This is a genomic window from Gilliamella sp. B14384G10 (assembly GCF_016101685.1).
Lineage (GTDB): Bacteria > Pseudomonadota > Gammaproteobacteria > Enterobacterales > Orbaceae > Gilliamella > Gilliamella apis_A.
Genome location: NZ_JACFQA010000002.1, coordinates 694,608 through 709,479, shown reverse-complemented (window position 1 = coordinate 709,479; position 14,872 = coordinate 694,608). Strand labels below are relative to the sequence as shown.

Genomic DNA, 14,872 nt, shown 5'->3' with positions numbered 1-14,872 from the left:
AATTTTTGTATTTACTTAATTATTCTGGTTGATTAGGAATTTGCAGGAATAAAATGCTTTAATCCTATAAATGTACAATTTTATATTTTCTATAATGCAATCGTATACAGTTAATGAGTCCTGTTAGTGCAAAATTTATTTACTGGCCTTTGCTCTTTAGTGCTTGTTAAAATTAAGTTAATATAAAAAATTAAAAACTGGATGATTCAATAATATGGAATACAGGGCTATTAAAACTAAAGAGATAGGTATTATTTATGGCAGAGATGCTATTTATTTGGATGAATTTAGACAGATATTTGGTACAGAATATTGTTGTATTTTTAAAGGTGAATTTAGCTCCTCATTGACGGGTATAAATTCTGACAAACATTTTATTCCATATATTTTTTCTTTTTCTGGTGTTATTTATTATCAGTGTTGCGAATTAGATCTTTATATAAATGAAAAAAAATTAGATTCATCTTTTGATTTAGTTTGTAATTCTAGTTTAATTCAAGAGTTAAAAAACGGCAGCATATCCTCTAAGATAAGCGAAGATCATAAACACTATGTATTACAAACATATGATTATGTTTTTGATATTATTGCAAAAGATTATAAACTCGTGATTGAAAATGAATAATTCAATTTTATTAAGATGAAATTGAAAGTGATGGCGTGTTCTATTCGCTTTGTAAAGCATTTCGGATTATAAGATAAACTACGTTGTTCTAGTATTTTTTATACTTGATTTTTGATTCTATAATTTAGTGTTAAGATCCATTTACTAATAAAATGGATCTCTTATTAAATTGTAGATAGTGGTCGTCATTGGTGGCAAACTATTTTTTAACAGATTAAAACAGAGAATCTTTATGCCAAATATAATGATCTATAGGTAACCATTGATCTTTTTGTAGATGATACCAAACTGTTAAATTTTCTTCAGCATTAATTTGCCAAGTTATTTCGGTTATTTTAATTTCCTGCTGCTCAATTTCGTCTGGTTTGAAAATATTTAGCAGCCTTATCCTAAATTCTGTTATTGGACCTTCATCAGTTCCTAAAATATATGTTTCTTTTTCATAGGAAGGAAATTTTTCTAGTGCATCATCTAAGGATAAATTTTTCACCATTTCATAAGAAATATATTGAGATTGAGTATTTTTTTCTGGCACTACTGATGTTTCTTTAATAGGATTTACATCAATAGTTTTTTGTTCGGCAATTGCAGACTTACTACTATAAAATAGAAAAAAGAAAATAATCAATAAATAAAGTTTTTTCATCATATTATTATAAAATTTAGTTATTATATTCCCAACCATTCAATATTTATTTTAAATTTTAATATATTAAATAGTTAATGTACAAAGAATTAAATCTGAGTTAATCTTCTTGTTCTTTTCAAATTTTTATCCTCAGCAATATTTATAATTGCTTCTTCTCTATCTATATTAGAATCTAAGGCTTTTTTCTATCAATATAAATCTGCGTTTAACTTTTTACTTTTAGGTGTGCTTGTTTCAACAATTTGTTTGCGAAGAGTTATTTGATACATTGAAGTAATTCGTTATTGACCGTCTAATAACGATAATGTCGATTCAATTTTTGCTTTTTCAGGTGATCATTCAATTATTCGGGGTTTAAATCCTACTTGTCCACTGATATATAAGGTCATTAATGTCCCAATCGGGAACAAACGAGATATTGAAGCGATTAAACTTTCATTCTATCTTCATCTCATATCTATCTTCTTTAAAATCAGGTGATTGTAATTTTCCTATGTGATATTTATTAAGTGAAATTGAAAGATCAAGATGATTAGTTTGAAATGATAGCCTGTCTATTGATAAAAGCGATTAAACTATATTTTTTAATTATGAAGTTATGAAATCTATAATACAACAATGTTTAAATTATCTGCATAACCTATATAATATAATTGGAAAAAATTAAATGATTTTTCTAATGAAATACAATCTAAAATTATCTAATTTATATGCAAATTTTATACATTGTTGTATGCTTATTTTCAGTCATCACTTAAGAATATAGTGACAAAGGAATGTTAAATTTGAAAAGTGTTTTTTTATTTCTCATGCTATTTTTGCTGACTATCACAGATAGCTATGCAGCTGTAGTATCAACAAGATTTTATACTATTAGGGGCAATAGTGAACAGGTATTTTTCTTTGTTTTTTCTGAATTTTTAATCATATTATTTGTTATTATGATTAGTATTGTTGGCGTTATTGAAAATCGAATACAAAATAAAAATATTAGAAAGCCAAAGAAACCGAAAAAAATATTCAAAACAGATGTACCATTAATAAAATCAGTTCAAGAATTTAAAAAACTAAAAAAGAATAGTAACCAACACCGTATATTTGCTTTTTTAGGAAAGTATTTTTATCGACTAAAAGAATTTTTTAGCAAAAAAAGTTGAGGAACGCTATTTTTAAAACTCAAAAATGTATGCATTGTTCAATAAAACTTTAATCTTCATTCTTTATACCACCTCTATACACTAATAATTATCTTTTATTTTTATTCCTTTTAGCTTTTTGTGTCAGTTTTGTCCTTTCTCTCTGTAAAGTGTAATGTGCTCTTTTCAATAAATTTAATTGGTTATAATATGATCAGGAAGAGTTGAATATTTGTCTAATTCTAATTTAAATAAGGGAACCAAAATGACAGTGAATAATAGTACATCAGGCCTTGTTGAAAAGTTAAAAAGTATTGTTGGCGATAAATATACCTTAACTGATCCAAGTCGTACTTTACCTTATCGCCAAGGTGCGCGTTTTGGCCTAGGGGATGCATTAGCGGTGGTTATACCTGGCACACTATTAGAGCAGTGGCAAGTTTTAAAAGCTTGTGTTGAAGCTGATGTTATTGTAATAACTCAATCAGCTAACACTGGTTTAACAGGTGGTTCAACGCCAGATGGTAATGATTATGATAGACCGATAGTTATTGTAAGTACCCGTCGATTAGATGGTATTCAAGTAATTGAAAATGGCGATCAGGTTGTCTGTTTGCCGGGTAGTACGTTATTTCATTTAGAAAAAGAACTAAAAAAATATCATCGTGGACCACATTCAGTGATTGGCTCGTCTTGTATTGGTGCTTCAGTATTAGGTGGCGTTTGTAATAATTCGGGTGGTGCGTTAATTCAACGGGGCCCAGCTTATACTCAAATGGCAGTATTTGCTCAATTGGACGAGCAAGGGCAGTTACATTTGGTTAATCATTTAGGTATTGAGTTAGGCGATACGCCTGAAGATATTTTACAAAATCTACAAAATCGTGTTTATACCGATAAAGATGTTAACCCGAACGCAGGTTTAGGGCATGATCACCATTATTGTGATCATGTGCGACAAATCGATGCTGATACGCCGGCTCGATATAATGCAGATCCAGCTCGTCACTACGAAGCGTCAGGTAGTGCAGGGCGGTTAATGGTATTTGCGGTGCGATTAGATACGTTTCCATTAGAAGAAAATACTGCAGTGTTTTATATTGGCACGAATAATACCAATGAACTGGATGATATTCGTCGTCATATTTTAGGACAATTTAAAAATTTACCAGTATCTGGTGAGTATATTCATCGAGATGCGTTTGATATAGCTGCAGTATATGGTAAACATCTATTTTTAGCGATCCAAAAATTGGGCACCGATAACATACCTCGCATGTATGCTTTGAAGAATTTTGTTGATCGAATAATGAGTAAAATTCCCTTCATTTCGGGCAGTTTTTCCGATAAATTTGCCGTGACTGTTTGTAAATTGTGGCCAAATCATTTGCCAAAATCGATGCGTGATTATCGTGATCGTTATGAACATCATTTGATTTTAAAAATGTCTGATGGAGGCATAGCTGAAGCTGAGGCATTTTTGCAGGACTATTTTGCTACCAGTTCAACGGAAAAACGTAATGGCAGTTATTTTCGTTGTAATGATAAAGAGGCAGAAGCCGCAATGTTGCACCGTTTTGCCGTTGCTGGTGCGGCGACAGTTTATCGTAATGTGCATACTAAAACGGTTGAGGATTTAGTCGCGTTAGATATCGCTCTGCGCCGTAATGATAAAGATTGGTTTGAAACCTTGCCTGAAAGTATTAGTCAGCATTTTATTCATAAGTTATATTATGGTCATTTTTTCTGTTCAGTGTTCCATCAAGACTATTTGGCAAAAAAAGGTACTGACTGTGCTAAAGTAGAAGAGGAGATGTTGGTGATACTTGATCAGCGTGGAGCGCAATATCCAGCTGAACATAATGTTGGCCATTTGTATCATGCTAATTCAGATTTGAAAAACTTTTACCATGAGTTAGATCCAACTAATAGTTTCAATCCAGGTATTGGTAAAACCTCCAAGAAGAAATTTTGGAAATAATTCAAACCAAAATTCTAAAATTATCACCGCCACTATTAATTTAATGGCGGTTTTTGATTAATTTACTATCATTGTTGATTAGTTAAAGTAATTTTTTTAATTGGTAAATGGTTTCTAACGCTTGTTTTGGTGTTAGTGCATCAGGATCGATCTGTTGTAGGGCTAGTTCGACTTCTGATGGTTCTGCATCGCCAATAAAGGTAAGTTGTGAGCTTTCAACATAGCTATTAGCTGATTGTTTAGAAATGACTTCTAGCTCTTTTAGTTTTTGTTTGGCGCGTTTTAAGATGGTTTTAGGTACTCCTGCAAGTCCTGCTACCGCTATACCGAAACTCTTGCTTGCAGCACCTTCTGAGACTTCATGAATAAAGGCGACAGTATTATCATGTTCTATTGCATCAAAATGGATGTTATAAACACCTTGCATCTGTTCTGGTAATTGAGTTAGTTCAAAATAATGAGTAGCAAATAGAGTCATCGCTTTGATTTGATTAGCCAAATTTTCAGCACATGCCCATGCTAATGAAAGACCATCATAAGTTGAAGTTCCACGTCCAATTTCGTCCATTAAAACTAAACTATTTGGTGTTGCATTATGCATAATATTAGCTGTTTCAGTCATTTCGACCATAAAGGTAGACCGTCCCGAAGCTAAGTCATCTGATGCCCCAATCCGTGTGAAAATGCGATCAACAGGGCCGATGATTGCTTCAGAGGCAGGAACGAAACTACCAATATAAGCAAGTAGAACAATTAACGCTGCTTGACGCATATAGGTACTTTTACCACCCATATTTGGACCAGTTATAATTAGCATTCTTCTATTAGGTGATAATGATAATGAATTGGCAATAAATGGTTTTTGCAATACCTGTTCTATTACAATATGTCGGCCATTCTTGATTTCAATACCTGCTTGATTGGTTAAGGTTGGACAATAATAATTAAGCGTCAAGGCTCTTTCAGCAAGGTTGGTCAGTACGTCAAGTTCCGCAATTGCATCAGCACTGATTTGCATATCAGCTAATGATGGTAACAGTTGATCGAATAGTTGTTCATAAAGTTGTTTTTCTAGAGCTAAAGCTCGACCTTTAGATGTTAAGACTTTATCTTCGTACTCTTTTAACTCAGGAATAATATAGCGTTCGACATTTTTTAGTGTTTGTCTTCGCGTATAATGGATTGGTGCTAAATGACTTTGCCCACGGCTAATTTGGATGTAATAACCATGAACCGCATTAAAACCAACTTTCAATGTATCAATGCCTAAAGTTTCACGCTCGCGAATTTCGAGCTGTTCTAAATAGTTGGTTGCACCATCTGCTAAATCACGCAGTTCGTCCAGCTCTTGATTATAACCGCTAGCAATGACACCTCCATCACGAATAATTACTGGTGGTGATTCAATAATTGCTCGATTTAATAGATCGGCTATTTGATCAAATTGATTGATTTTAGCACGCAATGCAATGAGTGCAGGTGCCTTAAATTCTGACAATGATTGCTGAAGTTGTGGTAAAAGGTTGTAGGCATCACGTAATCGAGCAAAATCACGCGGACGTGCACTTCTTAATGCTAATCTTGCCAAAATTCGTTCAAGATCACCGATTTGTTTTAATAACGGTTGTAAATCGATAATATTATTTTGTAATTCACTTATTGCTTGTTGCCGATTGTGTAAGATAGATAGATTGCGTATTGGTGAATGCAACCATCTTTTGAGCATTCGACTACCCATAGCGGTTTGTGTTTTATCTAAAATGTCGGCAACGGTATGTTCAGTGCCACCCGATAAATTTTCAGTAATTTCTAAGTTTTTTCTGGTAGCTGCATCTAAGACTACAAAATCAACAGGCGATTCTTTAATTATTGATCGAATATGAGGCATAGCCGTACGTTGGGTATCTTTGACATATTGCAATAAGCATCCCGCTGCACATAATGCATAATGACAATTCTCAACTCCGTAACCAACTAAATCATTAGTACCAAATTGTAAATTAAGTTGTTGTTTTGCCGTTTCAAGATCGAAATCCCATATAGGTCTTCGCCTTAAACCATGACGATGTTCAATCAAAGACATCGATTCGAAATTTTCTGGATAGAGTAATTCGACAGGGGCGGTCCGTTGTAATTCTGCTTGTATTGCTTCGGGATTATCACATTCAAATACAAAGAAACGTCCAGAACTCATGTCTAAAGTTGCATAACCAAAGTGCTCTTTTTGTTGCCAAATACAAGCAAGCAAATTGTCTTTGCGATCTTCTAACAATAATTCATCACTTACAGTACCGGGAGTAACAATACGGACAATTTTACGTTCAACCGGTCCTTTACTTGTTGCTGGATCACCAATTTGTTCGCAAATTGCGACTGATTCACCAAGTGAAATGAGTTTGGCTAAATAACTTTCAACCGCATGGTAAGGTACTCCTGCCATCGGAATAGGTTGACCATTTGATGAGCCTCGTTTGGTTAGTGAAATATCCAAGAGCTGTGAACCACGTTTAGCATCTTCATAAAACATCTCATAAAAATCCCCCATACGATAAAATAGCAAAATATCAGGATTTTCAGCTTTCAACTTTAGATACTGTCGCATCATTGGTGTGTGGTCGGTAAAATCTTGGTTATCAGTCATAGTGTTATTTCTTTAATATTTAAAATTCTATTTGTCAAATCTATTGCAATTTCAACTTCTATCGCAGAATCTAATAGTTAGACAGCCAAATGGCTTATGATAGTAAAAATTTGTAACTAAGCTAGCATAAATTATTGCTAGGATAATATATATTAGGTTTATGGTCGATAAAATCTTCGCTATCTAATTGTTACTTAATTTGAAGCGGTATCATTCTTATAATCCAACTTATTATAACGAATTATTTTTACTTAATGCAGTGGTTATTTTTATGCTGAGAGTAAAATCTTTCATTACATTAATTATTTGATTTTATTTAATATTGTCCATAATTTCTTTTATGGTTAAAAACTATTTGATTAATTCGTGCCTAATTATGTGTAATGGTCTTGAATAAGACCCCAAAATTTGGTAGTTTACTGCAAGTTATTTTTATCATTTAAAACAAAAAGAAGGTAATTGTTATGACAATCAAAGTAGGTATTAATGGTTTTGGCCGTATCGGTCGTATTGTTTTCCGTGCTGCTCAAAAACGCTCTGACATCGAAATCGTTGCTATCAATGATTTATTAGACGTTGATTATATGGCTTATATGCTTAAATATGATTCAACTCACGGTCGTTTTGACGGTACTGTTGAAGTTAAAGACGGTAAATTAATCGTTAACGGTAAAACAATCCGCGTTACTGCTGAAAGAGATCCTGCGAACTTAAAATGGAATGAAGTAGGTGTTGATGTTGTAGCTGAAGCAACTGGTTTATTCTTAACTGATGAAACTGCTCGTAAACACATCCAAGCTGGTGCTAAAAAAGTTGTTTTAACTGGCCCATCTAAAGACAATACTCCAATGTTTGTTATGGGCGTTAATGATAAAGAATATGCAGGTCAAGATATCGTTTCTAATGCTTCTTGTACTACTAACTGTTTAGCGCCTTTAGCTAAAGTAGTTAATGATAACTTCGGTATCGTTGAAGCGTTAATGACTACTGTTCACGCAACTACAGCAACTCAAAAAACTGTTGACGGTCCATCTCACAAAGATTGGCGTGGTGGTCGTGGTGCTGCTCAAAACATCATCCCATCATCAACTGGTGCAGCTAAAGCTGTAGGCAAAGTTATTCCTGAATTAAATGGTAAATTAACTGGTATGGCTTTCCGTGTTCCAACTCCAGACGTTTCTGTTGTTGACTTAACTGCACGTTTAGAAAAACCAGCTAAATACGAAGACATCTGTAAAGCTATCAAAGCTGCAGCAGAAGGTCCAATGAAAGGTGTTCTTGGTTATACTGAAGATGACGTTGTGTCTACAGATTTCTTAGGTGAAGTTTGTACTTCTGTATTTGATGCTAAAGCTGGTATCCAATTAAGTGACAACTTTGTTAAATTAGTTTCTTGGTATGATAACGAAGTTGGTTACTCAAACAAAGTATTAGACTTAATTGCAGTTGTTGCTAAATAATTAGAAGCAGTTGTAATTGCAAAAAAGCGACCTTGTGTCGCTTTTTTTAGTTCTAATAAAGAAATTATATTCTACCTTAATAAAAAAAACGCCTATTTCGAGAAATAGGCGTTTTGTTTTTATTATTTAATTAAAGTTTAATTAGATAACAACTACTTCAGCCGCTGCTGGTCCACGAGGGCTATCTTGGATAGCAAATTCGACTTGTTGTCCTTCAGCTAAGGTTTTAAAGCCATCACCAGAGATTGCAGAAAAATGTACGAATACATCTTTGCTGCCATCGGCTGGAGTGATAAAACCGAAACCTTTACTTTCGTTGAACCATTTTACTTGGCCTGTTTTTTTATTCATTTACTAGACATCCTAACAATAATTAATAATTTGCCTTATCGGCAGTTTAGGCATTAACTAAACATTAATATACCCACTCATAAACTAATCTAACTAGTCTGGTACTAAATTAGAAAGTTAATCGTTTTCATAAAAATGCTTCTTGTTGTTAGCCCGTTACTATTACCTCACAATTTAAAATCGAAAGCAAGATGTTAATGACAATTTTTTCATCTTAGTGCGCGGTTTTATATAAAATTTTTATATTAAATAGTGTAATTTGATAAATGACAAATTGTAGTGGTGCTAAGTTATTGAAGTTATTTCGAAAGTAAAAAAAAGTTTAAAAACTGAATCATAAAAAATTTTTCTTATGACTCAGTAGAAATGATTACTTTTTTGAATAATTTAGGTAGGATTACTTCTGTTTGGCTCTTTCAAAAGATTCAATTATTTCTTTACGAGCTGCTTCTGCATTATCCCAACCATCAACTTTTACCCATTTACCTTTTTCAAGTGCTTTGTATTGTTCAAAGAAGTGTTTGATTTGTGATTTTAATAATTCAGGTAAATCGTCTACATCTTTAATATGGTCATATTCTTTTGATAGTTTAGTATGCGGTACTGCAACTAATTTAGCATCAGAACCTGCTTCATCAGTCATTTTCAAAACACCAACTGGACGACAACGAATTACAGAACCTGGTTGTAATGGGTATGGAGTTGGAACTAATACGTCAACTGGATCTCCATCAAGTGATAAAGTGTGATTAATATAACCGTAATTACATGGATAAAACATTGCAGTTGCCATAAATCTATCAACAAATACTGCGCCTGTATCTTTATCGACCTCATATTTAATCGGGTCAGCATTCGCTGGGATTTCAATCACAACATAGATGTCATCTGGTAATTCTTTACCGGCTGGTACGTTTAATAGTCCCATTTTTGTATCCTCTATCTTTTATTAGTTAGTAGTATTTAATCATAAATATAAAGCGAACATTATAAAAACTTACTCTGTTTCGCACAATTCTTTTAAATATTGAAAAATTTGTCTGGCTGTTTTTGGTGGTTTATTTGCAGCTAGCTCTTTTTTAGCTGAACGCGCAAGTGTGCGTAATTGCTGTCTATCTGCGGTAGGAAATAACTCCATAATTGATTCAGCATCGCCAGTTTCTATCAATTCATCACGTAGTTTCTCTAATCGGTGAAACATGGCAACTTGCTGATTATGGCGATTTTTGAGTTTATCCAATGCCTGTGTAATCGGTTCAATATCACGATTTCTAAGTAATTTACCTATGTATTGAATTTGTCGACGATAGCCTTCTTTTTTTATTTTTTGAGCTAATTCAATAGAATATAATAAGTCTTCATCAAGTGGGATTTTACTTATTTCATTTTTGCTTAAATTGACAAGTTCGACACCTAATTTTTTAAGCACCTCGGCATCTCTTTTGATTTCACTTTTACTAACGTAAATAATTTCATCATCTTCTTGATTTATATTGAAGTCGGGTTCTAGATTTGGCTCTTGATTGTTATTCATGCTATTTCTTTTGTTAACTAAAATTAAATTCTGGCATATTATAACGTATCACTAGCAGAATTGTAGAAAATAATAAAATGAGTATTGAACAAATTAAAAAAGATGCGATAAGCCAACAACAACATCTATCCGCTATTGTTGCCGATGCTATCAAACAAGCACAAGCTCGGGTCGATTCAGTAGAGGTGTCGATTAATCAATCTACTGGTATTAGTGTCAGTACTAGAGAAGGTGATACTGAAAATGTTGAATTTAATAGTGATGGTGCATTAGGTATAACCGTTTATCAAAATCAACGTAAGGGTAGCGCATCTACTAGTGACTTGTCACCACAGGCGATCAACCAAACAGTGGATATGGCTATCAATATTATGCAATATACTTCACCTGACCCATGTTCTGGTTTAGGCGATCGTGAGTTAATGGCATTTGATATTCCTGATTTAGATCTTTTTCATCCAAGTGATTTAAATGTTGATAATGCAATAGAACAAGCAAAACAGACGGAACTAACAGCGCTTGCAAAATCTTCATTAATAAGTTGTGATGGTGGTTATTTTAATAGCCGTTATGGTGTATATGTTTATGGTAATAGTTTAGGAATGTTACAAGGCTATTGCGCCAGTTCACATTCGCTTTCTTGCTCGGTTATTGCTGAGCAAAATGGGCAAATGGAGCGTAATTATGCCTATACTTCATCTCGAGACGTTAATGAGATGCAATCACCAGCATGGGTCGGAAAACTCGCCGCTGAGAAAGCTGTTGCCCATTTAGGTGCTAAACAAATTCCAACCATGCAAGTACCTGTCCTTTTTTGTTCTGAAGTAGCCGTGGGTTTAATAAGGCATTTAGTTGCTGCAATTAGTGGTGGTTCGATTTACCGAAAGTCTTCTTTTTTGTTGGATAGTGTAGGAAAAGCAATTTTTCCCGCTTGGCTGACAATTTTGGAAGACCCATATATTTTAAGAGGAGTAGGTTCTTCACCATTTGACAGTGAAGGGACGAGAACTGTTAAGCGCAATATTATTGAACAAGGTATTTTGCAAACTTATCTGTTAAGTAATTATTCCGCCAAAAAATTAGGTTTAAAATCTACCGGACATGCAGGTGGTATACATAATTGGTTAGTCTCACCAAGCCAAACTGATGCTGATTTCACTGCAATGTTAAGAAAACTAGATAAAGGCGTTGTTATTACGTCATTAATGGGACAAGGTGTTAACAATGTGACCGGTGATTATTCGCGTGGAGCTACAGGTTTTTGGGTTGAAAATGGTAAAATCCAATATCCAATTAATGAAATTACCGTTGCCGGTAATCTTAAAGAAATATATCAGAATATTGTAGCGATAGGTAATGATATTGAAACAAGAAGTAATATACAATGTGGTTCAATATTGATTGAGAAAATGAGTATAGCAGGAAAGTAATTAAACATGGGAAAGTTTACTAATAGTGCATTATTCCAAAAAATCATTTTTTGGATGCCTGGGCTGATGAGTTTATTGCATTATAAGCGAGAATATCTCAATTTTGATATTAAAGCTGGATTGTCAGTAGCTGCGGTTTCGTTACCAGTTTCAATAGCATATGCTGAACTGACTGGCGTGGGAGCAATTGCTGGCTTATATTCGACCATCTTGCCACTGATTGTGTATGCACTATTTGGTTCTTCTAAACAATTAATCGTTGGGCCAGATACAGCAACTTGTGCAGTTGTAGCCGCTGTAGTTTTCCCTTTAGCTGCTAATGATCCCGTTTTACGTTGGCAATTAGTTGTATTATTAACCATTATGATTGGTATTTGGTGTCTAATTGCCGGTAAACTTCACCTAGGGGCTTTAGCTGATTTATTAAGCCAACCGATTTTAATTGGTCTTTTAAATGGTATATCAATTACGATTATGGTTGATCAGCTCGCCAAAACATTGGGATTTCAGTATGACTACTCTTATTTGATTGAGCGGATTGTTTATTTTCCTTTAAAGATATCACAAATTCATATATTAACTGCGTTAGTATCATTTTTTACTTTAGTAATATTGGTAGCTTTAAAAAAATTTAAACCACGTTATCCAGCACCACTGTTTGCGGTCATTATTATGACTTTTTTTTCATGGCTGTTTAATTTTGAACAATATAACGTTCGGATTATTGGTAGCGTGACCAGTGATTTCATTCCAGCAGAATCATGGTTAGATTTTGATAAAGGCTTAATGCGAAATCTAGTCGTTCCTTCTCTTAATATTGCCGTTATCTGTTTTGTTAGTATGATGATAACGGTACGTAGTTTTGCTTCTAAAAATAATTATGAAACCAATGCCGATGTGGAATTTAAAGCATTGGGTATGGCCAACATAGTTGCTGGGTTATCCCAAGGATTTGTTGTTAGTGGTACTTCATCTCGAACAGCTGTTAATGATGCTAATGGCGGTAAAACCCAATTAGTGTCAATCATAGCAGCTGTTTTAATTGGTTTTGTAGTGTTGTTCTTTTTATCTCCATTACAATACATTCCTACCTGCGTATTAGGCGTGATTCTCATCTATTCTTCGTTGTCACTTATTAATTTTCAAACCATTATTCGGTTTTTTAAATTTGATCGCGATGCATTCTATTTAAGTTTAACTACACTTATTTCAGTTTTAGTTATTGGTATTATTCCGGGGATGGCGCTGGCGGTTTTATTAGGATTATTTTTATTTTTACGTCGTGTTTTTAGACCGAATGATCAACTATTAGGTGTTGATGATGGTGGTCGAATTCATTCAATTGGTTCAGATGTCAAACCATTGAGTAATACTATGATTTATCGATTTAATTCGCCACTTACTTATTTTAATATTGCCTATTTTAAGCGTAGAATCATCAATTATATTGATGATTCTGCTGATCCGATCAATTATGTCATTGTCGATGCGATACCTTGTTTTACTTATAAAGATGTTAGTGTGTTGACGGGTATTGATGAATTGGTAAATTCATTAAAAGTTAGAAATGTTGTGCTAATTTTGGCTGGTCGACGCAAAACATTAAAAAATTGGTTTAAACAGATGAATCTTAAATTAGATAGTGATTATATCGAATTTGCTTATGACCTCTATTTTGCTGTGCGATTAGTGCAAAGTAAGGAGCATATGGATAGTAAAGAGGATGAAGAAGTTATTAACTAAACATTGAATAATCATTTTTAATTAACTAAGGGTAATTATGGCTAACATCAAAGATCGTATTAAAATTGAAATGCTTAGTACCGGTGATGAAGTTTTATATGGTCAAATTATTGATACTAATGCTGCATGGTTATCTGATTTTCTGTTTCAAGAAGGTATTATCATTACTTCTCGTCATACAGTAGGGGATAATTTATCAACGCTGATTGATACTTTGCAAGAGCGTAGTTTGCAAAATGACATTTTAATTGTCAATGGTGGATTAGGGCCGACTAGTGATGATCTTAGTGCTCAAGCAGCCGCACTGGCTAATAATGAATCGTTAGTTTTACACGAAGAATGGCTTAAGTCACTTGAGCGTTATTTTCTTAATCGTGGTAGGGCGATGCCTGCAAGTAATATTAAACAAGCCATGTTACCTCAAAGTGCGACGTTAATTGATAATCCTATTGGTACCGCATGCGGTTTTAAAATGAAGCTGAATAATTGTCTATTATTCTTTACTCCTGGTGTACCTTCTGAATTTAAACAAATGATTCAAAATGAGATTCTCCCCGAGATCAAGTTAAACTACCCGCTGACTGATAGCAAACTTTGTTATCGATTAACAACAATGGGCCGAACTGAAAGCGATTTAGCACAAGAAATTGACGCCGTACTCGAGATTCCAGAAAATATCACGATTGGTTATCGTGCTGCAATGCCTATTATTGAATTAAAAGCAATGGGTCCTGAAAGCCAAAGAAGTGAAATGGATAAGCTATGGCAACAAATTAAATCGATTGTTAATGCTAATTTGCTTTATGAAGGTGTATTAAATCAATCAGATGAGTCAGGATTGGCTCATGTGGTATCAAAATTATTGCACGATAAAAATCAATCTGTCGTTATTATTGAACAGCAATCAGTGGGGATGATTAGTTATCAATTGCTCGAAGCTGATGCGCCTGTCATAAAATCAGAGATTGTACCTTTATTATTGGATGATCCGAGCAGTTATTTCACAAAATTATTAAAAGAACATGGTGCTAATATTGCGATCGGTATTATCAATTTTCAAGAAAAGAATAGTCAATTTACTTTAATTATTGCAACATTAAAAAAAGTATTGCATTTCAACTTAAAGTATATTGGTCGAAGTCAAAGCAAAAGAACGCAGCAACAAGTTTTGGCAGCAATTGCGTTGGATGGCTTACGACGTTACCTTTTAGATATGCCTATAATAGGTGCTAATGTTTGGCTAGAGGTAATGGAATAGATATTTATTATTTTAATTTATCTAAAATAGTGAATTTTGCATAACATAGTAATATTAGTTATGG

General features: G+C 33.7%; 12 protein-coding genes. 7 read left to right on the top strand and 5 right to left on the bottom strand.

Features of this window, described 5'->3' with window-relative positions:
- Positions 1-214: 214 nt before the first annotated feature.
- Positions 215-625, top strand: coding sequence for a hypothetical protein (locus H3T54_RS07500; RefSeq protein ID WP_198221802.1), 411 nt, complete (start codon positions 215-217; stop codon positions 623-625).
- Between the two features lie 214 nt (positions 626-839).
- Here the strand turns inward: H3T54_RS07500 and H3T54_RS07495 are convergent, their stop codons facing one another.
- Positions 840-1,271 (bottom strand): hypothetical protein, encoded by a 432-nt coding sequence (locus tag H3T54_RS07495; protein WP_198221800.1) that lies wholly within the window; start codon positions 1,269-1,271, stop codon positions 840-842.
- 788 nt (positions 1,272-2,059) lie between these two features.
- Between H3T54_RS07495 and H3T54_RS07490 the strand changes: the two genes are divergently transcribed.
- Positions 2,060-2,431 (top strand): hypothetical protein, encoded by a 372-nt coding sequence (locus tag H3T54_RS07490; protein ID WP_198221797.1) that lies wholly within the window; start codon positions 2,060-2,062, stop codon positions 2,429-2,431.
- A gap of 244 nt (positions 2,432-2,675) precedes the next feature.
- Positions 2,676-4,391 (top strand): D-lactate dehydrogenase, encoded by a 1,716-nt coding sequence (dld, locus tag H3T54_RS07485; RefSeq protein ID WP_110448250.1) that lies wholly within the window; start codon positions 2,676-2,678, stop codon positions 4,389-4,391.
- Positions 4,392-4,473: 82 nt separating this feature from the next.
- On the opposite strand, the gene mutS is transcribed toward dld, so the two are convergent.
- Positions 4,474-7,032 (bottom strand): DNA mismatch repair protein MutS, encoded by a 2,559-nt coding sequence (gene mutS, locus H3T54_RS07480; RefSeq protein WP_198221795.1) that lies wholly within the window; start codon positions 7,030-7,032, stop codon positions 4,474-4,476.
- 464 nt (positions 7,033-7,496) lie between these two features.
- Here mutS and gapA point away from each other — a divergent pair, with 464 nt between their 5' ends.
- The gene (gene gapA, locus H3T54_RS07475; protein ID WP_086363477.1) at positions 7,497-8,492 is read left to right on the top strand and encodes a glyceraldehyde-3-phosphate dehydrogenase; all 996 of its coding nucleotides are present in this window, start codon (positions 7,497-7,499) and stop codon (positions 8,490-8,492) included.
- A 141-nt stretch (positions 8,493-8,633) separates the two neighbouring features.
- Here the strand turns inward: gapA and H3T54_RS07470 are convergent, their stop codons facing one another.
- The 3 genes from H3T54_RS07470 to yjgA form a co-directional block, all read right to left on the bottom strand.
- Positions 8,634-8,843: a cold shock domain-containing protein gene (locus H3T54_RS07470; RefSeq protein WP_025315032.1), complete on the bottom strand. Its 210-nt coding sequence runs from the start codon at positions 8,841-8,843 to the stop codon at positions 8,634-8,636.
- Positions 8,844-9,240: 397 nt separating this feature from the next.
- The gene (gene ppa, locus H3T54_RS07465) at positions 9,241-9,771 is read right to left on the bottom strand and encodes an inorganic diphosphatase (RefSeq protein WP_065578025.1); all 531 of its coding nucleotides are present in this window, start codon (positions 9,769-9,771) and stop codon (positions 9,241-9,243) included.
- 69 nt (positions 9,772-9,840) lie between these two features.
- Positions 9,841-10,377: a ribosome biogenesis factor YjgA gene (gene yjgA / locus H3T54_RS07460; protein ID WP_198221793.1), complete on the bottom strand. Its 537-nt coding sequence runs from the start codon at positions 10,375-10,377 to the stop codon at positions 9,841-9,843.
- A 77-nt stretch (positions 10,378-10,454) separates the two neighbouring features.
- On the opposite strand from yjgA, the gene pmbA reads away from it, so the two are divergent.
- From pmbA to H3T54_RS07445, 3 genes are read left to right on the top strand one after another with little or no spacing between them, the layout of a single operon-like run.
- Positions 10,455-11,807 (top strand): metalloprotease PmbA, encoded by a 1,353-nt coding sequence (gene pmbA, locus H3T54_RS07455; RefSeq protein WP_198199253.1) that lies wholly within the window; start codon positions 10,455-10,457, stop codon positions 11,805-11,807.
- A 6-nt stretch (positions 11,808-11,813) separates the two neighbouring features.
- The gene (locus H3T54_RS07450) at positions 11,814-13,550 is read left to right on the top strand and encodes a SulP family inorganic anion transporter (protein ID WP_198199255.1); all 1,737 of its coding nucleotides are present in this window, start codon (positions 11,814-11,816) and stop codon (positions 13,548-13,550) included.
- A gap of 37 nt (positions 13,551-13,587) precedes the next feature.
- Entirely contained in the window at positions 13,588-14,808 is a 1,221-nt protein-coding gene (locus H3T54_RS07445; RefSeq protein ID WP_198221791.1) for a CinA family nicotinamide mononucleotide deamidase-related protein, read from the top strand.
- The last annotated feature ends 64 nt before the right edge of the window (positions 14,809-14,872 follow it).